Genomic DNA, 19610 nt, shown 5'->3' with positions numbered 1-19610 from the left:
CGTTATTCTTTTTCACCTGACAAGAGTTCTTTAGATTAATTACAAAATAAAAATCTTTTTCGTTCATTTATTTGTAATAATCTCACCATCATTGCTCCATTTTTCTATCTTACTCTTGAAATATAAATTTAAAGGAGTTGATTGGTATGAAAGCATTAGTAGTAACTGTATTAACTTCAGCGTTATTAGTATTTGGAGCAGGAAATACATTAGCAATGGAACAAGAAAAAGATGGTGGCAATACCCCTGAAGTATGTAACTTTGGACAATTTTTACAAAAACATGAGGATCTTACAGTAGCTGAAGCGAGAGTTAAATATGAGGAACATCATAATACACTTGGAGCAAAGCCAAGTAAAAACTTTAAATGTGAAATGATGATGGGTAAGTAGTTATACTAACTGTTAAAAGAATGAAGAGATAAATACACGTGATTGATACTAAGTACAAAGCAGAACAGAAAAAGCTCAAGGCAGCCCCTTGAACTTTTTTTGTAGAACTATATATTCATTATTATAATGTCCACTGGAGACGGACATTTTGTCGATTTGTCCACGAAGGGTGTCTGACACCAGTGAAAGTTCACTTTCACCAACATTAATGTAAAATAGTTGCTAAGGCGTGCTCAATTAAAGAAAGTGAACTTTCCCGTAGCAACTTATTTACAGGCCAACCCCTTGTGAATAAGTCACCTACTTTTGATACGGGATGTTCAACAATTCTGGAACGGTAACGAACTCATACCCTTGCTCTAGTAATGTTGGGATGATTTCGCGTAGAGATGCGATCGTATTTGTGCGATCATCGTCCCAATCACCACCATCGTGCATGAGGATGATTGCTCCTGGGTGTACGTTATTAGTGACGTTGTCGGCAATCACCTCTGGTGGATCTTCTTGCCAATCTAATGAGTCGACGGACCAAACGATAATGGAATACGTCATTTCAGCTAATTTTTCAACTAACTCATTATACAAAAATCCGTACGGAGCGCGGAATAGCTTGGTGCGATAGCCAATAATGTCGTTAAGGGTATCTTCTGTTCTAGTTACTTCTCTTTCTAATGTCGCTAAGTCGCCTTCCTTGACGAGATTTGGATGGAAATACGTATGGTTCCCAATAATATGACCTTCAGCGACCATGCGCTCCACAATTTCTGGATAAGCTATAGCTCTTGAACCCATCACAAAAAAGGTTGCCGGAACATTATATTCTGCTAGTACATCTAATACTTGTTCTGAGAAGCGCGGATCAGGGCCATCGTCAAACGTGATCGCTATTTTATTTTCTGTTTCTGGCCCTTGTAAAAAAACAGTTTCTGGGTACCGCTGTTGTAAAATAATATTTGATATTGGTTGTTCTTGAATTCTCTCTGGATTTTCAGACCCACCGCCTAAGCGTGGTAAATCTTCAGGTGGAGTTTCCTTATCACGATCTTTCTTCCACCACCACTGTTGCTCAACCTTCCCTAGTTCCTCAACCTCGTTCGCATGCCCAACCCCAACTACAGACAGCTGCGCACCTACCACTAAAAGTAAAATAAGCATTAACTTCCATATTCTGTTGTTCATTCATTCATCTCCTTAAAAATATATTCATTACAAACCGATGTTATTTTTTTACTAATTAAGGAGATTTATTCACTTTTATATCTATTCTCTCATTCTTTTTCCATATAAATATTACAAAATTAGTACAAAAGTATAAAAAATGGAATTTTACTATAAATTAATTTTGCTAAATAGTATAATAGTAAAAAAGGTTTATGAATTGTTAATATTTTCATAATACCCTATAGATTAACTAGGACTTTATACTCAATTGTTGTTTGGAGGCTCTCGATTGAACTCTATTAATTTTTTACTGAATGTGCTTTTTATCATTATCCCGTTATATGTTTATCAAATATTTCTCGTAGACTTAAAAAAGGTTAAACCTTCATATAGAAACCATTTTATAACCTTTTTATTAGCTGTTTCGATTATGCTATGTCTAAGTTTTCCTGTAACTGTTTCTGAAGAGTTTGTTTTTGACTTACGACAAATCCCACTAATTATTGGGGCACTATATGGTGGCTATGTGGTCGCCATCCCTTTATACTTTATCACGAATTTCTATCGCTTTATTATTAGTGCAGATGGAGTGTGGATTAGCATATTGGCAACAACTTTCATCATTATTTTTGTCCCACTTTTACGGAACAATTATTTCAAATCTAAAACTGGAATTAAAATTTTAATGAACATGGGCATTTCAATAATGAGCTCGTTAATTGTTGTACTAACAGCTATAGTAATTCTTAGCAGTTCTAACTCTATAATAATTGTAGCTTTATATTATATTTTCATACAAAGCTTAGCGATGGCATTACTTACTTATTTAATCGAAAAAATGATTGAAAACATCAGGATCATAAATAAAATTAAGGAAACCGAACGACTACAAATTGTTAGTCAACTAGCGGCTAGTGTCTCACATGAAGTTCGCAATCCGTTAACGGTCACAAAAGGATTTCTAAAACTATTACAAGATAACACCATCGCCAATGAGAAAAAATTTGATTATCTTAAACTCGCACTCAGTGAACTGAATAGAGCAGAAGCAATTATTAATGATTATTTATCAATTGCTAGGCCGAAAGAAAAAGATGTAGCTATTGGAAATATTACAAATGACACTTTAAACTCAACGAACATATTAGCTCCCTACGCAGTTATGAATCAAGTTGAATTGATGACAGAAATTGACGAGGCTTGTAAAGAGCTTACTGCAAAATATGACCAGCAAGAGTTACTGCAATGTTTAATTAACATTGGAAAAAATGCAATTGAAGCGATGCCAAATGGCGGTGTTTTAAAATTCATAGTACGTAGCGGCCATGAAAATAATATCGTAATTAACATTAGTGATACAGGGGTCGGTATGACACCAGAAGAAATTTCTAAGCTATATACTCCATACTATACAACAAAAGAAACAGGAACTGGATTAGGGTTGATTGTCGTTTCTGACATGATCCAGGCAATGCAAGGGACACTCAAAATTAATAGTAAAAAAGGTGAAGGAACAACCTTTTCAATTTCTATACCTTTACATATAAAATAAAGTGTCAGCTAACCTTTAATTGCACTCGTAAAGATGTGCTTTAAAAAGGGGCTGACACTTTTTGAACTGTTAATCTCTACTTGCGGAATATTCCTCAGATCCATGTTCAGTTTCGAGATAATGCATGATTTCATCTTCTTTTAAATAGTAGATTGAGTATGAAGTGGCAATATCATTTTCAAAAAACACCATCAATTGAGCTTCCATTTGCTCGTTGTACAGTCCCTCAACATCAACTGCGTTAAGTTGATTATCAAAGAAATACCCTTCACTTGGATAATCGTATCTCCAAACGTGTAAAATAGCATCTTTCGCCTCGACAGTCGGCCTACCTAATAGTAGCTCCACATCATTAAGCTCTTTTCCTACAATTTCTTTTTCTTTTAGAGTGTCGACATTACTTCGGTATTGCTCTTCGGTTGGTTCTTCTTTTTCTCCCTCGGTAACGTCGCCAGTTTGTTGTTCTTCATTTGTTTCCTTTTCGTCACTTTTTTCTGTATCTTCGGTGACAGGCTCTTCTTTACTTATATTATTTTCTTCACTCTCATCTTGAGTTTTTTCTTTTTCACCAATTTCTTCGTTCATTTGTTCCTTTTGATCAGCGTCGTTTTCAGGCTCATTTGTGTCCGTTTGTGTACACGCTGAGCTGAAAGCTAATACTAAGCTTAGTAACAATAATAGCAAGAGTTTTTTCATTTTTTTCCACTCCCCATTTAAAGGTTGGCGGAGGTTGGGCCAAAACAAGTCAGACACCGTTTCACACCTACAAATAGACATACATTAAAGCCTTTTTGTCTATATAAAGTGGTGTCAGACACTTTTGGCCCACCCTCTTACCGCCAAATTATCGTTTAATGTTCTTTGATTAATTTTCAGATGCATCATACATATAAAACTGTTCTAGCATATGCTCAAACCGTGCTCCATGACCTTCCCCTGCTTCTAAAAAGTATTTTTGTTTTACAACAAAGCTTCCACCTTGCTCGTTACTAAAAAAATAATATCTTACAACTGGGTCATCCCATTCATAACCACCTGTTCCACCTACTGCGTGAACGACAAAGCTTTCGATCGGCCACTCAACTTCATCAACTTCTAACACTTTTGGATATTGTTGTTGTAATTGTTCGTACATTTTGGTCGCTAAGTTAAGAGCACTTTCCTCGGTTTGTGAGATTTCCATATACACTTCTGGATAGATTTCAGGTAACTCTTCATTGAAAATAATTCGATCTTTTCCTTCTACATCAATCATTGAGTACATTTCTTTATCAAAATAGATTACATACCCTGCCTGACCTTCATGTAGTGAAACATCACTTTCATTTTCAATGCCTTCAATTTGTTCAGTAACAGTTTTTTCAGGCTCGAACATTTGTCGCACTTGGTCAATAAACGCACTTCCTGTATCTGTTGTTACGAGGGTAAGAGCGAGCACAAGTGATGCAGCCATTGAAGCGAGCATCCCTACCTTCCGATACCCTCTTTTCTTTTTTCCTTTAGCACGAGTTCTTGTCGGTACGTTAATAGTTTCCGATTGTTCATTTTCAATTTCCTTTTCGATGTTATTCCATATATCATCCTTTAACTTCGGATCATAATCAGTTCCTTCGATGAAACTATCTTTTACTTTTTTATCGAAGTTATCTTTCTTCATCGGTTACGCCTCCCTTATTTTCAGTAAAAGTTCTTTTAGCTTTCGCTTCCCCTTAAACAGTCTCGATTTCACTGTGTTAATATTTAATTCAAGCGCTAAGGCGATATCCATTTCTGTAAAATCATTTAAATATTTTAGAACGATTGGTATTCGTTGGGTGTCATCTAGACTTTGGATCGCATCATATAAATCTTCGTATTCTTCGAAATGATGAGCATCGATTTGTGGTTCCAATTTTACTTTATCGTCGATCTCCATCGGAATTACTTTTGCCTGTTTTTTTAAATAACGATTACACTCATTAATTAAAATTCGATAAAACCACGGTTTAAATGCTTTGTCACAATCAAAATCTCCGATATTCTTATACACTCGAATAAATGTTTCTTGAACAACATCACTAGCCGTATTCTGATTTTTTGTTACTGCTGTTGCCACCCTCATCGCATAATCAAAATGTAGATCATACAATTGTTTAAATGCCTGACGGTCACCATTCTTCACTTTATTTATTAACTCTTTTTCCATTAAGAAATTTCCTCCTTTCTTAACTACTTCACTATATATACCTCGTGACATAACTAAAAAGTTTTCGTTCTTACTAAATTTTTTTTGGAAAAATTATCTTATCACAAATACAAAATCTTTATGGCGATTAAACGTTACCTTCTAATATGAAAAGTCGGGTGCTTTCCCTCACTTCACCTTGACCTTCTTACAAATCTCAGACGTTCGTTCGCAAAAGCACCCGCCTTTTTTTCATAAAAAAAATCTAACTACCAATGTTCGACTGATAGTTAGATTTTTCCTTTTTATTATTCCCCATATTTACTGTTGTTTTCATTATGCTACTGCCATTACGGTAAAATGACGATATTTGTCGTGACTCTCCGTTCTTGCCCTCCGGACGGTTTGTTTAAAACCTCGCCATCGTAGTAAAACGTACTAGAACCTCCACCATCTAAATTATAGGCATCACGAATGTTAAATTCTAACAATTTTTCTTGAGCGTCTTCTAATGTTACTCCTTCACTCCATCCTGCTCTCCGTCCATCAATCACCATAAAAAAGAGATCTCCATTCGTGAAGTGTCCGACTAATGTTCGTGGATGTCTAGCGTTTGCCCACCTTGCCGGAATTGGGAGCTTCTCACCATCCTTCAATAATGTCGGATGAAAGCTTGCTCCTTGTTGCACGCCCAATTCTTTAATTTCTTCTCTAGAAGTAATATTTCCCCCTACTAAATTGCCTGTTTGATTAAAACCGATAAAACTAATGCTCGTATCGTAAAAGGTAACGATCTCCCCGTCGATCACTGTAATTCCAATTGGATGGAGTTGACCGCCCTGACTAGCAAATCCACCTGCATTGATCGCTAATATTGCATCAGATCTTTTTGCAGCTTGGCTCGTCGTTTCACCGCTACTCGCAATTTCGTCATTCGCTAACACCATACGAATTCCATCAGGGTGAAGTACACGGACTTTTGCCATAAAGCCCCGATATCCCGCCTCTTCAAGAGAATATACTTTTACGATCGAATTTTCCCCGAACGTTTGTCCTATTGGGTCGCCTAACATTGTGGCTAATAATTGTTCAATTAAATTCGTTGACCTTTGTTGGTAACCAGTACTTGCTTCTACTAAAGATTCTATTCTCTCTTGTTGCACCAAATAATCGGATAGCTCTTCATAGGCGTTATTTTGAATATAACCTAATACTTCATTTGAATCTTGAACAATCTGTTTAGTCTCAGTGATAACTTCTCTTTTTTCAAAAAGAAATTGTTGCATCCAATCACTTTGATCCTCTATTTCTGTGTACTGATCTATTAAATTAGCTTCTTCAATACTAGAATATGGGTTCAATTGTGTAAAAAAGAGGAGTGAACCGATAATGGGTGCCAATAAAAACAAGAAAAAGATCTGTATTTTAATGAGCACGGGCTGCTTCCTCCAATTTAATTAATTGCGATTGTAATTCATTTAAGCGCTTGTCTAGTTCTGTCATACGTTCTTGTAAAATCACTCTCGTCTCATCGCTACCAGTAATCGTCTCACCTGTAATTTCTAATGATTCCTTAATATAGTCTAGTTCACCTTTTATTAATGTTAACTCCTCGTTAGAGTCTTTTAATTCTGCATTAAAGTGCTCCAACTTCGAAAAAACCTCTTCATTTTGAAGTTTTATTTCTTGAATCTGTTCATCTAGCTGACTATGAGTCTCTTCGAAGTAGTTATACGCGACTGTATATCCCCCATAAAGTAACACTCCCCAAGCAAGGATGGCTAAGATCGTGGTACTGATTGTTATCATAAGTCTCCGTTTACCTTTATCATCCCCACGCCTTTTTTTCGATAAAGTATGACGAAGGTTTGTTGTTTCATGTTCTAAGCTCATTTCTAAAAATCCCTTTCATGTCGGTTTAGTATTATGTTCTCTCAGTAGAAAAGTTTAAGCACACCTTAAACTTAAAGGAATCTCAAACTTCAATTTTAAATAAGTTAATCTTTAACAACATTTATTTTAACATATGCTTATAAAAACACTAAATCCTTATGACTATTAAACAATTAATCGTAGGGATTTTCTAATAATGACAGTACTCTTACTCTCGTAACTCGTGAGTTTCTAGTCCGTAATCTGAATTTACTCCCATAAATCGTGACTTTCTCCCCGTACTCCGGAATTTACTCCCCATGTAATAATTTTTCTCCCTTAATTCACGTTTTTCTCCCGAAGTTATTTTCTAAATAACTCTCTCTACTTTAATGAATTTCATAATTCAATATTATCGCCCTTAATTAACTATATGTAGTTGCGTTAAACCACTCGCAACTACATATAGTTTGATATGACTCATTTTAGGTAATTGAGTTTCACTCTCTTGAAACTACTTTATGGAAGAGGTATTCTACTTTAAAAGACGAAAAAGTAGGTGAGATTCATGTGCGGGCGTTTCACTTTATACAGTACTGAGCAAGAACTGATCAACGAATACGCAATTGAAAATTCATTCACATTTGAGCAAAGTTTTAATATTGCGCCTAGCCAACGAGTATTAGCAGTCATTAATAACGGAAAGGAAAATCGTGCTGGGCAGCTACATTGGGGATTAATCCCGCCATGGGCAAAAGATAAAAAAATCGCTTACAAGATGATCAATGCCAGAGGAGAGACACTCGCAGAAAAGCCTAGCTTTAAACGAGCATTCCAGTCGCGAAGGTGTATTATACCTACTAGTGGGTTTTATGAATGGAAGCGTACAGAAGATGGAAAGAAAAAGCCGTATTTTATTCACCTGAAAAATAAGAAATTGTTTGCATTTGCAGGGTTGTGGGAAAAGTGGAACGACCCTACCACAGAAGAGGACATTTTTACTTGCACGATTGTGACTACTTCACCAAACGAAATGATGGCAAATTTGCACGATCGGATGCCTTTATTACTTGAAAATAAACATCAAGATGATTGGCTCAACCCTGATATAAGGGATACCGATTACTTACAACAACTTATTAAACCACTCCCATCAGAACATATGACTGCTTACGAAATTTCAACGGCAGTTAACAAACCGACTCATAATGGATCCGAGTTGATCGAGCCAATTTAATTAGAATAAACAACTTTCCAGTTCCAAAATATATACTTTATGGACGAGTAAAAAGACGTGCAACAAACTAATTAAGTTTGGCACGTCTTTTTTTATATTAAATCACTTGAACAAATATTATTTATTCAAATCCTCTGGCATAAAAGCACCAGGCAATAACTCTGCAACTGTCGTTTCTTGTACATTCCCTTTTAAATTCGATAGATATACCGGCATGTTCGGGTCGCACAGTTCGGCGATCACTTGACGACAAGCCCCACAAGGTGGGACTGGCCGCTCCGTATCAGCGATAACAGCTAAAGCAGCAAACTCTGTCGCACCTTCTGAATAAGCATTAAATAAAGCAGTTCTTTCACCACAGTTACACAAACTATAGGCTGCATTCTCGATATTACAACCCCGGAATACGTCACCACTTTTCGTTAAAAGTGCTGCTCCGACTTTAAATTTAGAATACGGTGTATAAGCCATTTCTCTAGCAATTTTTGCTTCGTTTATAAGCATTTCTTTGTTCATATCGTCTCCACACTTTCAATACGAATTTTCTGTTAATTATTCCTATAATAACTAACTTCTTTACGTTGCTCTCATTCCGTCAGTTACCAATAATATGAAATAAAAAGATGTATTATATACACCTTTTTATTTCAACAATTTAACTTTTTTCTCAACTTTTATGAAAACAATTTTACTACCTGGGTGAAAATCAAGCCACCTAAAAAGATCCCGACGATACCCATAATCCCTGCAAGTACAGGTGGGGCTGGTAAAGGTAATTTTAAACTTTTAAAAACAAGCCCAATAATTACCCCAGCAAGTAAACTTAATAATATTTCTTTCATGATTAACCCTCTTTTTTATTAATAGTCTGACGTTGACGTTTCACCATTGACAATTGAAACTCCGGAACTCGCTCCAATTCGTGTAGCGCCAGCTACGATCATTGCCTTAGCGTCCTCTACACTTCTCACGCCACCTGATGCTTTTACTCCTACATCTGGACCTACTGTCTTTCTCATTAACGCGATATCTTCCACAGTTGCTCCACCCGTTGAAAAACCAGTAGACGTTTTAACAAAATCAGCTCCTGCTTTTACAGATAAACGACAAGCACGCTCAATTTCCTCTTTTGTTAAAAGGCATGTTTCAAAAATAACTTTCGTTAATGCTTTTCCTTGCGCAGTTTCAACAACGGCACGAATATCGCGTTCAACTAGTTCGTCATTCCCTGCCTTTAATGCCGCTACATTGATGACCATATCAACTTCTGTTGCTCCTTTTTCAATCGCATCGTTTGTTTCAAATGCTTTTGTTTCAGGTGTATTGGCCCCTAACGGAAAACCTATTACTGTACAAACATCGACACCCGTACTTTTTAACATTGTAGCTGCCGTTTCAACCCAAGTCGGATTAACACATACAGAAGCAAAGTCGTATTGTTTAGCTTCACTACATAGAATCTCAATTTGTTCCTTTGTTGTGTTTGCTTTTAATGCTGTATGATCAATCATTTTTGCTATATTAGTCATTGTATCTATTCCTTTCTTATTACGAGATTTTTAAATGATGGCTTCGAACTCAACTAACCCTTACTATGCCCTTAGACAACAGGTTCATTAATGATTAAAATAACATCCCTGCAATTGATGCACTTAATAATGAAGCTAACATCCCTGCTAATACTGCTTTCATCCCTAGTCTTGCAATATCTTGACGTCGGTTTGGCGCTAGATTTCCTAATCCACCTAATAAAATTCCCATTGAAGATACGTTGGCAAAACCACATAGTGCAAAACTGATGACCGCAACGGCTTTCGGTGAAAGTTCATCAATTTGTGGCGCAAATGATGCGTAAGCGACAAACTCATTTAAAATTAACTTCTGTCCGATAAATCCACCTGCTTGAACAGCCTCTGCCCACGGTACGCCGATTGCAAAGGCGATTGGTGCAAATAATACTCCAAGTATCATTTCAAGTGTTAAACCTTCAAAGCCAAATACTCCACCAACTGCCCCTAAAAGGCCATTAACTAAAGCAATTAATGCGATAAATGCAAGTAACATCGCACCAATGTTAAGCGCTAATTGAAGACCTGTACTTGCTCCACGAGCTGCCGCATCAATAACGTTTGCTGTTTCTGTATCTTTTTCTAATTGTATGTCGTCTGACGTCTGCGAACGTTCTGTTTCAGGAAGCATAATTTTCGCGATAATTAAACCTGCTGGAGCTGCCATGAAACTTGCTGCTAATAAATACTCTAACGGTATCCCTAATAACGAATAACCAATTAAAACCGAACCGGCAACTGAAGCTAATCCCCCAGTCATAACCGCAAAAAGTTCTGATTTCGTCATTTTTGCTAAAAATGGTCTTACAACTAATGGTGCTTCCGTTTGTCCGACGAAAATATTCGCTGCTGCTGATAGAGACTCAGCCTTACTAGTTCCTAGTAATTTTGAAAGTACTCCACCTAATATTTTAATAACAAACTGCATAACTCCAATATAATAAAGAACGGAAATTAGTGCCGAGAAAAAGATAACAACTGGTAAAACTTGAAAGGCAAATATAAACCCCACATTATCTGCTACAAATAATCCCCCAAATAAAAACTCAATTCCTTCATTAGCATATTCAATAATTGCGTTAACCCCTAAAGCTAATTGTTGTAATTTTTCCTTCCCAAATTCCCATCTTAAAACGATGACCCCAAATAAAATTTGAATAGCTAAGCCACCAAAGACAGTTCTTGGCTTAATTGCTTTGCGATTACTTGAAAATAAAAATGCAATAAAAAATACTGTAGTAATACCAAAAATTCCCCATAAAATATTCATAGTCTTTCACCTCAAATGTTTAATAGTTTAATAGAATAGTACAAAACTCTTTTAAAATTGGAACCTCTACCTTATAGGTGAACGATTTCATTTTTCTTAAAAAAGTTTGTTCATTTCATGATCATGATCAGTACATTGATAATATAACAGATGCACTGATCATTTGTAAACGCTTTATTGAACATTTGTAAAAATAATTCTTTCCGATTTTTCGCTTTTTGACAAAAAATTCGTTTTTCCACTTACAAATGCCTCTATTCAGACTATCTCTATTTTACATTTGCAACATTCTATTTTTACAATTGAAAAAGAAGCTGTTCCACAAATGTCTGACACTTTCTTTTGGAACAGCCTCTTTTTTAGTCAAAAGGATAAATATGAATTTGTTACACTTTGAAAGTTGCCAAGTACTCCTGCTGCCTGAGAGGACCGAAAATAGTCTTATTTATCCAATAAAAACTTAGCTGTATACTGGTCGGTCACTAATACATTCGCATATCCACCCTTAAGTGCGCCATAAATTCCATCTATTTTTGCAGGGCCACCTGCAACTAGAATAGAGTGTTCTTTCTTTTTTAACTCACTAAGTTCAATCCCTAAAGTTCGAGCATTTAATTGTTCATTACAAATGTCGCCGTTCTCGTCAAAAAAACGTGAACAAATGTCACCGACAGCTTTCGACATAAGTTCATCAACTTCCTCTTCTGTAAAGTACCCTAATTGAAACAGTAATGAATGAGACTTTATTGGCCCAATAGTGAACAGCGCAATATTCGCCTCTTTCCCTAGTTCTAAAATTCGTTTTATATGACGGTCAGCCTCCATTGCTTGTTTTACGACAACATGATCGACAATGGCCGGTAACGGAAGGTGAAGCGGAGCTGTATTATATGCCTTGCCAAACATATAAAGAATTTCATTCATATGTGTATTCGTTTCAGAGTGGCTCACACCACCTTTTAGCTGAACAACTTTCACATCTTTTACCGACTTTTGATTTAATTCAACCGCAGTGTGGTATAGAGTTGTTCCCCATGTAACTCCTAAAATATCACCATCATCGACAACCTCATGTAAGTAATTAGCGGATACTTCCCCTAAATACGTCTTTATGACATGATCTTCATATTGTGGTATTTGAGCCACAATCACTTTTTTAAAATTGAACTTTTGTTCATTTTTTTTGGATAAGCTTTCAATATTTTCGGTCGGGTCGATAATTTTTATTTGAACGATGCCTTCTTCCTTTGCTTGTTGAAGAAGCCTTGAAACTGTTGGCCTGGATACACCTAGTTCCTTCGCGATATCACTTTGATTATGATCAAGTAAGTAATAAAGCTTTGCTGCTTCGATCACTTTTTGTAGCTTCTCAGGTCCCATGTCATCACCCTAATTCTGAAATTATGTTCTATTATAACAAACAATTCCAGCGCTTTCATAGAGTGAAATTAATTCATTAAAATTCGATTAACTGTTAAATTTTTATTTGTTCATTATCTTTAAGCCGCTTCGGATCTAGCTACTTTTGGTTTTGACTCTGTTTTCAAAAAGATGGCGACACCAATAATGACGACGATGCCTCCAACGACCTGTGTCCAAGTAAGGCGCTCGTTTAAAATAAAATACGCAAGGATAATCGCTCCTGCGGGTTCGAATAAAATGCTCATTGAAATCATGTTTGTACTGACCCATTTTATGACCCAATTAAACAAAGAATGTCCTAATAAAGTCGGTATAAGCGCTAATAAAATAAAATACATCCAATCACTTGTTTGATAGCCTACTAATGGATTACCGAGCAATAATACGTAAATAAGAAGTGTAATAGAACTAATTCCGTAGACGATAAATGTATATGGAATGACGTCGATCCGTTTTCGCACGTCTTGACCAAACAGGAGATATCCAGTGACAAATGCACATGCGAGTAGCGCGAGCATATTTCCAAATAACGCCCAGCCACTTATTTGATAATCTCCCCAACTGATGATAATGCTACCAACAATGGCTAGAACACCACTAATAATACCGATCACGCCGACTTTTTCTTTAAAAAAGAAATACGTACCGACGAAAGCGAATAACGGTTGCAACGTTACTAAAACGACAGAACTAGCTACAGAAGTATAATTCAACGATTCAAACCAAAGGATAAAATGGAAGGCTAACAAAATTCCAGCAACCGCCGAAAACATCCAATCCCTTTTCGTCACTTCCGCTAACGACCTTCGATATTTGAGAAAAAATAGCGGAGCAATGATTAAAAAAGAAAAAAATAATCGATAAAACGCAATCACACCAGCAGGAGCATCGGCTAACTTTACAAAAATAGCCGATGTTGAAACGGAAATCACACCTATGGCTAGAGCAATATGAGGATTTATGATAGGTTTGTTCATTTTAGGTTCTTCCCCTTTTTTAAAAAAGTACGATAAACCTATTTTACATGTATGTGAAGTGAAATTATATAAGAATTTTCAGAATTAGTATGTAAAAAGACGGGGCTATCCTAAACAAAGTATCAGACACTGACCAGCCTAAATATAAGCGAATGGTAAATATATATACACCTATATTTAGTAGTTTAGCCTGGTGATCAGACACTTATGGGACAGTCCCGCCTGGTCATTATATTTTTCATTTTGAAAAATTACTGTTCTTGTAAACTTGTTACAGAAACACTTTGTTTATTGCTTGGGTTATCCAGAGTATGGATTGTTGCTACTCCTTTGTCTTGATCAACATGTTCAATGTAAATAGGCTCACCATTGTACATTACATTTGCCATCGTTGATGCAGATGCGATTTCTTGTGCTCGTTGTGCATTCATTATGTACACCTCCTTTTTCATATACAACAATCATAATATTTGTTGTAAGTTGTGGAGATATACTTAGCATTGTAAAAAAATTCCCCTTAATATTTTTTGATAATATTCATTTATTCTTTTAAAGCACCACTTGTAAATCCTCGCAAAAAATATTTATGTAAAAATAAAAAGATAATTAACGGTGGAATAATCGCAATGATCGAGGCTGCCATTAAATTATTCCATTCCACTCCGTATTGTGTCATAAAACTATAAAGCCCATATGGTAATGTTCTTTTTTCTTCCGAAGATGTTAATGTCAGTGTAAATAAAAACTCATCCCAAGCAACTAAAAATGAAAAAATAGCCGTTGAGACCATCCCTGGGCTAGCTAGCGGTAGCACAACTTTAACGAAAGCTTTAAAACGAGATGCTCCATCAATCATTGCTGCCTCATCTAGCTCACGAGGAATTCTTTTATAAAAACCTGTCATAATCCACGTTGAGAAAGGTAATGAAAACGTGACATATGCTAAAATTAACCCTAAATAAGTATCCATTAATTTTAAATTCGTCATAATAAAAAAGATTGGCATCAACAAAATGACGCCTGGTATCATTTGTGCACTTAAAAAAATATGTAATAGTCGCTTTCTTCCTTTAAAATAAAACCTTGAAAACCCGTAACCGGCTAAACTCGATAATAAGACTGAAATAATCGTTGAACAGATTGCCACAAATAAACTGTTTCCTAAATAACGACGATACGACTCCATTTTAATAACATCTATAAACGACTGGAATGTCACATTTTCCGGAATGAAGGAAGGTGTTAATGAAAAAATTTCATTCGTAGGCTTTAACGCTGTTGATATCATCCAAAGTAAAGGAAAGATCATAAATAAAGCAAATATAGTGATTGTGATATACCATAATAAACGCTTCATTAAAATTCTCCTTCCCTGTCTAAAAGTCTTCGATAATAAATAACAATGATTGAAATAATCATAAATGTGATAACCGCTAAAGCTGACGCCAACCCGAAATTGTATTGTGTAAATGCAGTCCGATATATATAAATGACTAAAGTGTTTGTTGCATTAATTGGCCCGCCTCCAGTCATTGTATAAATAATATTAAAGCTATTGAACGTGCCGATGAAGCTTAACGTTCCCATCACGAGTAAAATTGTCTTCATACTCGGTAATGTAATATTAGAAAACTGTTGTAGACTATTTGCTCCATCTACCTTAGCTGCCTCATACCATTGTTCTGGTATTGTTTTTAACCCTGCAAGACATACAATGATCATAAACGGTAAGCCAACCCAAGCATCAACAACTATGACCGAAACAAGTGATAAGAACTCCCTACTTAACCAAGGAATTTGTGTATCAATCACCCCTATAGAAATTAAAACTTGATTAATAATCCCGAACTGTTCATGTAACATCCAGCGCCAAATTAACGCAGCAACAACTGAAGGAATGAGCCACGGTATTGTAAAAAGCGACCAGTATACTTTCGTTCCCGGATAATTTTGGTGTAATAATAATGCTCCGATCATCCCAAACACCACTTTTATTGCAACAGATGAAATCGTAAAAACGAGTGTTATCCAAATATATTTCCATAAATTTGCATCCGTAAAGATTTTTTGAAAGTGAGCAAGACCGACAAATTGATCATTTACTGGTGAAATTAATATTTTTTCTTGTAGGCTAAGCCAAAAAGTCCAAGTAAGTGGATAAAAAACAACGACACATAGTACGAGTAAAGCAGGTAGTATAAATAATAATCCCGTTAAACTTTCTCTTCTTCTCAATATCCCCACCACTTTTAATTTTTTAACCAAAGTGAAGATCGCACTCAAAATATGAGTACGATCTCCATTATTTTTTTAATTCCCAAGTAATTCATTTACTATTGCAGCTGCATCGTTAAGGGCATCTTCAGCTGTTTTAGTCCCTATTAATGCTTGTTGAATTGCATCAGCAATCGCTTGGTCGATTTGTGGCCATTCTGGTAATGTTGGGTAAGAAATTGCGTCCTCAGCAACGTTTAAGAAAAACGCCATATCTTCATTACTCGTTATTTCTTCGTCATTTAAATTAGCCTCACGATAAGGTATAAAGCCTTGATGTTTTGCCCATTTTAAATCATTTTCTTGATTAGTGAAAAACTCCATAAATGTCCACGCTGCTTCTTTCTTTTCAGATGTATTAAACATGACGATATGATCAGCAGTTCCTAAATTAGCTGGTTGTTTTTTTAATGGATATGGAGTGATCCCATATTCAATTTCAGGAGCGTCGTCCTCAATAAATTTCGGAAACCACGGACCAACCGTTGTCATTCCGACAGCTCCTGTTAAAAATAAATTTTGTGAATCTCCTCTTCGGTTACTAATACTTCCTTCAGGGGATGCTTCACGATATAACTCCTTATAAAATTGTAATGCCTCAATTCCTTCTGGTGAGTTAAAAATAGCTTTTGACATATCTTCAGTTAAAATATCACCGCCATTCCCCCATAAAAAAGGAGCCCAAAACATTGTTGTTTCCATGCTGTTGTCGCCTACCAAACCAAAGCCATATTTCCCATCATTCGTGAATGCTTTAGCAACTTCAAGAAATTTATCCCAAGTTGTTGGTGGTTCACTAAAACCTGCCTCCTCTAACCAATCGGCATGATAAAAAAGTCCAGTTGTCGTAAATCCGACGGGTAATCCCCAAGTTTCATCTTGATACTGAGTCGTATTCCAAGCAGCATCAACAAATTCATTTGAAAAATTACTATCAAAATAGCTATCTAGTGATTCTACAACTTCCATTGCCACCATTTGTGCCGTCCAGCGACCAGCAATTGTAGATACATCCGGAAGTGTTTTGTTTGCAGCTGAAGTAATTAGCTGATTTTCTCCTTCGCCCCAAGGTATGTAATCTAAATCGACTTTAATATGTGGATATTCTGCCATAAACCTTTCAACAAGATCATCATGATAACTTCGCCAATAATCATCAGTACCCATTACCCATGCCGTAATCGTTACTTCTTCTACTGTTTGGTCATCACTAGTTATTGCATCTTCAGATTTCGATTCATTTGGACTTAGAGCTTCTGATGCAGTTTCTTCGTTACCACATGCTGTAATCAACAACAGCAACATTAAGCTAAAAAGCAAGTAAATTAATTTTTTCATCAAATATCCCCCTATTTCTATTTGTTAATATATTTATAGAAAGCAAAATAATCACGTTTATATGATTATGTTTACTTTTTTATTGTGTAGCTCTAGTAATATCCCTTTTCCCTTTGGCTTCTGCTAGCTTAGGAATATACTCGCTCGTATAAACAGTTTCCCCATTTAACCTTGACGTTTCAGCCATATGTGCATAGATATGGCTAAGGATTGTATCTTCGCTATCGTAAAAGTCGTTTGAGGAGACCGAGGCTGTCATTTGTTTACAAAATTGTTCCATAAGACCGAAATCCCCACCGGCGTGCATCCCATAAGTAGCAGGGTTCACTTGATAAATCATTTCTTTTTTTCCGAACGGTTTCAAACTAATTTGATTTGAACTAAACTCTCCAGAAATTTCTCCGTGAGTACCAAGTAGGCGAACATACCGTTCAAGTTTATCGGTAAAGCCGCTCATCGTTATCGTTGCTGTTGATTTATTATTGAATTGCATATTCACAATTTGGTGATCAACGACATCATTATCGCAATGATATACACAACGTCCGTACGGGCCAGTTTCAATCGCTTTTAATCGCGCTTCAATTGAAAGGTCATTGGTAATCGTATTAACTGGCCACTCGATATTGTTTTGCAAGTATATTTTTTCAGCTGAATAAGGACAGTCTTTTTCAATATGACAACGATCTAAACAACGCATAATAAATTGCGATGGCGCATTTTCTTTTCTGAAATGAGTAAGCTCTCCAAAAGAAGATATCTTCTGACATCGGCTATCTATTAAGTAATGAATGATATCAAAATCATGACAAGCTTTTGCTAAAATCATCGGTGAAGAACTAGCTAAATTACGCCAATTTCCCCTTACAAAACTATGGGCTTGATGCCAATAGGCAACATTCATATCAATTGAAATATGACGAACATCTCCAATTGCATGCTCATCGATTAATTGTTTTATTCTTTGAAAAAATGGAGTGTATCGTAACACATACGCAAGCAATAATAGCTTATTGTTTTGTTTTGATTTGCGTACCATTGCATAACATTCATCAATACTAGGGCTCATCGGCTTCTCAACCAATACGTGGTACCCTTTATTTAAAGCTTGCATCACCGGCTGAAAATGTTCATTATCTTGCGTTGCAACAATTACTGCATCACAAAACTTCTCTTTCTCTAATAACGCATCATATGTAGCATAAATATTATTAGAATGGATCTGATGTTTTTGGACAAATTGATCTCTACGTTCCTCATCAGGCTCAGCAACGGCTACTACCCTCATTTTTTCAGGATAAAGCTTCGCAAAATCACTGTATAAATTCCCACGATTCCCCGCACCAATAACTGCAACAGTCGTTTCCATCATTTATCACATGCCTTTACTAGAAGTAAAAAAATTCATTTTAAAATAATCATAAAGGGATTTGATCGAAAAGTCTATAACTTTTTTTAATTAAAACAATAACATTAAGTTATTCGAAGGAGGGATTGATGTACACTAGCACCGATGAACAGGTCAATAATACAGAAATTTATTTTACAGAAGGAACTATGTAACATAGGATTCATCGATTTTTTTCGAACAGATGCAAATTACATATGATTATGAGAATGTTAATGATGTGACCGTATCTTATCATGTGATTGACAATGCCATGGCTTATTTTGAATATATGGTTGGTGATGTTTCAGGGCAAAGTAGCGAAATAGAGGTTGTACAAACTCGGATTTCTAATGGCAATTATTTTAACGGTCCTTATTTCACAAGTGATAATTAATGGACTTATTTTGCGGATTCTATGAGTGAGGCTGGTGGCATTTACCGTTATTAAAAAGGCTGCCCTCTAGAAACAATAGCAACCACACGTATTCACAATACACGACGGTTAACTATGCTCTCTAGTAGACAGCCTTTATTTTAGATTATTTAACAATCATTACTGGACAATTTGCTCGTTTTGCCACTTTATGACTTACTCCGCCTAATACCATGCTTTGCAGACGATTAAGTCCTCGGCTCCCAATAACTAAGCAATCGAATTCATTTTCATTTGCAAACTCTACGATCGTCTCTCCTGGGTCTCCGTGAACGATCTTCAGTTCGTGACGAACATTTGCTTTTTCTAATGAACCAAAAATGTCTTTTAGCTTTTCTTTACGTTTCACTTCGATATCTTTGCTATCTTTATTATGCAAAACATCTGATTTTGATGTTGAACCATCAACCGCATAAACTACTGTTACGAATCCAGAGTCTTTTTCAGAAAGTAATTGAATTGCATTTTCCGTAGCTCTTAAAGAGTGTGCTGAACCGTCAGCCGCAAGTAATATATTTTTAAACATTGAGAAACCCCCGTATTTTGTATTCGATTAAAAA

At 36.0% G+C, this 19610-nt stretch carries 22 protein-coding genes; 4 read left to right on the top strand and 18 right to left on the bottom strand.

Going from position 1 to position 19610, the window contains the following annotated elements; genetic code table 11:
- The first annotated feature begins 146 nt into the window (after nt 1-146).
- A complete protein-coding gene (locus tag BKP35_RS10800; protein WP_071313366.1) occupies nt 147-392 on the top strand; it encodes a hypothetical protein in 246 nt (81 codons plus the stop codon).
- Between the two features lie 300 nt (nt 393-692).
- Here the strand turns inward: BKP35_RS10800 and BKP35_RS10795 are convergent, their stop codons facing one another.
- A complete protein-coding gene (locus BKP35_RS10795; RefSeq protein ID WP_071313365.1) occupies nt 693-1571 on the bottom strand; it encodes a polysaccharide deacetylase family protein in 879 nt (292 codons plus the stop codon).
- A 271-nt stretch (nt 1572-1842) separates the two neighbouring features.
- Between BKP35_RS10795 and BKP35_RS10790 the strand changes: the two genes are divergently transcribed.
- Complete coding sequence (locus BKP35_RS10790) at nt 1843-3105, top strand: ATP-binding protein (protein WP_071313364.1); 1263 nt, start codon at nt 1843-1845, stop codon at nt 3103-3105.
- A gap of 69 nt (nt 3106-3174) precedes the next feature.
- Here the strand turns inward: BKP35_RS10790 and BKP35_RS10785 are convergent, their stop codons facing one another.
- The 5 genes from BKP35_RS10785 to BKP35_RS10765 all read right to left on the bottom strand — a co-directional run bounded on the left by BKP35_RS10785 (nt 3175) and on the right by BKP35_RS10765 (nt 7162).
- Nucleotides 3175-3801 carry a hypothetical protein gene (locus BKP35_RS10785; RefSeq protein ID WP_071313363.1) on the bottom strand — a complete coding sequence of 209 codons (627 nt, stop codon included), beginning with the start codon at nt 3799-3801 and terminating at the stop codon, nt 3175-3177.
- 169 nt (nt 3802-3970) lie between these two features.
- Nucleotides 3971-4762 carry a hypothetical protein gene (locus BKP35_RS10780; protein ID WP_071313362.1) on the bottom strand — a complete coding sequence of 264 codons (792 nt, stop codon included), beginning with the start codon at nt 4760-4762 and terminating at the stop codon, nt 3971-3973.
- Between the two features lie 3 nt (nt 4763-4765).
- The gene (locus BKP35_RS10775; protein ID WP_071313361.1) at nt 4766-5290 is read right to left on the bottom strand and encodes an RNA polymerase sigma factor; all 525 of its coding nucleotides are present in this window, start codon (nt 5288-5290) and stop codon (nt 4766-4768) included.
- A gap of 329 nt (nt 5291-5619) precedes the next feature.
- Nucleotides 5620-6705 (bottom strand): phosphodiester glycosidase family protein, encoded by a 1086-nt coding sequence (locus tag BKP35_RS10770; RefSeq protein ID WP_071313360.1) that lies wholly within the window; start codon nt 6703-6705, stop codon nt 5620-5622.
- Nucleotides 6695-7162 carry a hypothetical protein gene (locus BKP35_RS10765; RefSeq protein ID WP_071313359.1) on the bottom strand — a complete coding sequence of 156 codons (468 nt, stop codon included), beginning with the start codon at nt 7160-7162 and terminating at the stop codon, nt 6695-6697. The genes BKP35_RS10770 and BKP35_RS10765 overlap by 11 nt, the downstream gene beginning before the upstream one ends.
- Before the next feature lie 547 nt (nt 7163-7709).
- On the opposite strand from BKP35_RS10765, the gene BKP35_RS10760 reads away from it, so the two are divergent.
- Nucleotides 7710-8378, top strand: coding sequence for an SOS response-associated peptidase (locus BKP35_RS10760; protein WP_071313358.1), 669 nt, complete (start codon nt 7710-7712; stop codon nt 8376-8378).
- Nucleotides 8379-8495: 117 nt separating this feature from the next.
- Here the strand turns inward: BKP35_RS10760 and BKP35_RS10755 are convergent, their stop codons facing one another.
- The 11 genes from BKP35_RS10755 to BKP35_RS10705 all read right to left on the bottom strand — a co-directional run bounded on the left by BKP35_RS10755 (nt 8496) and on the right by BKP35_RS10705 (nt 18599).
- Complete coding sequence (locus BKP35_RS10755) at nt 8496-8894, bottom strand: cytidine deaminase (RefSeq protein WP_071313357.1); 399 nt, start codon at nt 8892-8894, stop codon at nt 8496-8498.
- A gap of 158 nt (nt 8895-9052) precedes the next feature.
- Complete coding sequence (locus BKP35_RS10750) at nt 9053-9220, bottom strand: XapX domain-containing protein (protein ID WP_071313356.1); 168 nt, start codon at nt 9218-9220, stop codon at nt 9053-9055.
- A gap of 18 nt (nt 9221-9238) precedes the next feature.
- On the bottom strand, nt 9239-9907 hold the full coding sequence (deoC, locus tag BKP35_RS10745; RefSeq protein WP_071313355.1) for a deoxyribose-phosphate aldolase: 669 nt from the start codon (nt 9905-9907) through the stop codon (nt 9239-9241).
- Between the two features lie 94 nt (nt 9908-10001).
- Nucleotides 10002-11216 carry a NupC/NupG family nucleoside CNT transporter gene (locus tag BKP35_RS10740; protein ID WP_071313354.1) on the bottom strand — a complete coding sequence of 405 codons (1215 nt, stop codon included), beginning with the start codon at nt 11214-11216 and terminating at the stop codon, nt 10002-10004.
- 441 nt (nt 11217-11657) lie between these two features.
- Entirely contained in the window at nt 11658-12596 is a 939-nt protein-coding gene (locus tag BKP35_RS10735) for a sugar-binding transcriptional regulator (protein WP_071313353.1), read from the bottom strand.
- A 119-nt stretch (nt 12597-12715) separates the two neighbouring features.
- Nucleotides 12716-13615 (bottom strand): DMT family transporter, encoded by a 900-nt coding sequence (locus tag BKP35_RS10730; RefSeq protein ID WP_071313352.1) that lies wholly within the window; start codon nt 13613-13615, stop codon nt 12716-12718.
- Between the two features lie 251 nt (nt 13616-13866).
- Entirely contained in the window at nt 13867-14046 is a 180-nt protein-coding gene (locus BKP35_RS10725) for a small acid-soluble spore protein H (RefSeq protein WP_071313351.1), read from the bottom strand.
- 110 nt (nt 14047-14156) lie between these two features.
- The gene (locus BKP35_RS10720; protein ID WP_071313350.1) at nt 14157-14972 is read right to left on the bottom strand and encodes a carbohydrate ABC transporter permease; all 816 of its coding nucleotides are present in this window, start codon (nt 14970-14972) and stop codon (nt 14157-14159) included.
- Nucleotides 14972-15850 (bottom strand): carbohydrate ABC transporter permease, encoded by an 879-nt coding sequence (locus tag BKP35_RS10715; protein WP_084031591.1) that lies wholly within the window; start codon nt 15848-15850, stop codon nt 14972-14974. The genes BKP35_RS10720 and BKP35_RS10715 overlap by 1 nt, the downstream gene beginning before the upstream one ends.
- A 75-nt stretch (nt 15851-15925) precedes the next feature.
- Nucleotides 15926-17227, bottom strand: a complete 1302-nt coding sequence (locus BKP35_RS10710; RefSeq protein ID WP_071313349.1) for an ABC transporter substrate-binding protein — start codon at nt 17225-17227, stop codon at nt 15926-15928.
- Nucleotides 17228-17306: 79 nt separating this feature from the next.
- Nucleotides 17307-18599 carry a Gfo/Idh/MocA family protein gene (locus BKP35_RS10705; RefSeq protein WP_071313348.1) on the bottom strand — a complete coding sequence of 431 codons (1293 nt, stop codon included), beginning with the start codon at nt 18597-18599 and terminating at the stop codon, nt 17307-17309.
- A gap of 220 nt (nt 18600-18819) precedes the next feature.
- On the opposite strand from BKP35_RS10705, the gene BKP35_RS19570 reads away from it, so the two are divergent.
- Nucleotides 18820-19011 (top strand): hypothetical protein, encoded by a 192-nt coding sequence (locus tag BKP35_RS19570; RefSeq protein ID WP_071313347.1) that lies wholly within the window; start codon nt 18820-18822, stop codon nt 19009-19011.
- Between the two features lie 145 nt (nt 19012-19156).
- Here the strand turns inward: BKP35_RS19570 and BKP35_RS10695 are convergent, their stop codons facing one another.
- Nucleotides 19157-19576, bottom strand: coding sequence for a universal stress protein (locus BKP35_RS10695; RefSeq protein WP_071313346.1), 420 nt, complete (start codon nt 19574-19576; stop codon nt 19157-19159).
- Between the last annotated feature and the right edge of the window lie 34 nt (nt 19577-19610).

This window comes from Anaerobacillus arseniciselenatis (genome assembly GCF_001865995.1).
In the GTDB taxonomy this organism is placed as follows: Bacteria; Bacillota; Bacilli; order Bacillales; family Anaerobacillaceae; genus Anaerobacillus; species Anaerobacillus arseniciselenatis.
The sequence above is the reverse complement of the archived record's forward strand: the minus strand, read 5'-3'. Positions and strand labels throughout refer to the sequence as shown.

Bases quoted from the DNA above. Each gene is read 5' to 3' on its own strand.
- BKP35_RS10800 (WP_071313366.1), top strand. From the start codon at position 147: ATGAAAGCATTAGTAGTAACTGTATTAACTTCAGCGTTATTAGTATTT.
- BKP35_RS10795 (WP_071313365.1), bottom strand. From the start codon at position 1,571: ATGAACAACAGAATATGGAAGTTAATGCTTATTTTACTTTTAGTGGTA.
- BKP35_RS10785 (WP_071313363.1), bottom strand. From the start codon at position 3,801: ATGAAAAAACTCTTGCTATTATTGTTACTAAGCTTAGTATTAGCTTTC.
- BKP35_RS10780 (WP_071313362.1), bottom strand. From the start codon at position 4,762: ATGAAGAAAGATAACTTCGATAAAAAAGTAAAAGATAGTTTCATCGAA.
- BKP35_RS10775 (WP_071313361.1), bottom strand. From the start codon at position 5,290: ATGGAAAAAGAGTTAATAAATAAAGTGAAGAATGGTGACCGTCAGGCA.
- BKP35_RS10765 (WP_071313359.1), bottom strand. From the start codon at position 7,162: ATGAGCTTAGAACATGAAACAACAAACCTTCGTCATACTTTATCGAAA.
- BKP35_RS10760 (WP_071313358.1), top strand. From the start codon at position 7,710: ATGTGCGGGCGTTTCACTTTATACAGTACTGAGCAAGAACTGATCAAC.
- BKP35_RS10755 (WP_071313357.1), bottom strand. From the start codon at position 8,894: ATGAACAAAGAAATGCTTATAAACGAAGCAAAAATTGCTAGAGAAATG.
- BKP35_RS10750 (WP_071313356.1), bottom strand. From the start codon at position 9,220: ATGAAAGAAATATTATTAAGTTTACTTGCTGGGGTAATTATTGGGCTT.
- deoC (WP_071313355.1), bottom strand. From the start codon at position 9,907: ATGACTAATATAGCAAAAATGATTGATCATACAGCATTAAAAGCAAAC.
- BKP35_RS10740 (WP_071313354.1), bottom strand. From the start codon at position 11,216: ATGAATATTTTATGGGGAATTTTTGGTATTACTACAGTATTTTTTATT.
- BKP35_RS10735 (WP_071313353.1), bottom strand. From the start codon at position 12,596: ATGGGACCTGAGAAGCTACAAAAAGTGATCGAAGCAGCAAAGCTTTAT.
- BKP35_RS10730 (WP_071313352.1), bottom strand. From the start codon at position 13,615: ATGAACAAACCTATCATAAATCCTCATATTGCTCTAGCCATAGGTGTG.
- BKP35_RS10725 (WP_071313351.1), bottom strand. From the start codon at position 14,046: ATGAATGCACAACGAGCACAAGAAATCGCATCTGCATCAACGATGGCA.
- BKP35_RS10720 (WP_071313350.1), bottom strand. From the start codon at position 14,972: ATGAAGCGTTTATTATGGTATATCACAATCACTATATTTGCTTTATTT.
- BKP35_RS10710 (WP_071313349.1), bottom strand. From the start codon at position 17,227: ATGAAAAAATTAATTTACTTGCTTTTTAGCTTAATGTTGCTGTTGTTG.
- BKP35_RS10705 (WP_071313348.1), bottom strand. From the start codon at position 18,599: ATGATGGAAACGACTGTTGCAGTTATTGGTGCGGGGAATCGTGGGAAT.
- BKP35_RS19570 (WP_071313347.1), top strand. From the start codon at position 18,820: ATGCAAATTACATATGATTATGAGAATGTTAATGATGTGACCGTATCT.
- BKP35_RS10695 (WP_071313346.1), bottom strand. From the start codon at position 19,576: ATGTTTAAAAATATATTACTTGCGGCTGACGGTTCAGCACACTCTTTA.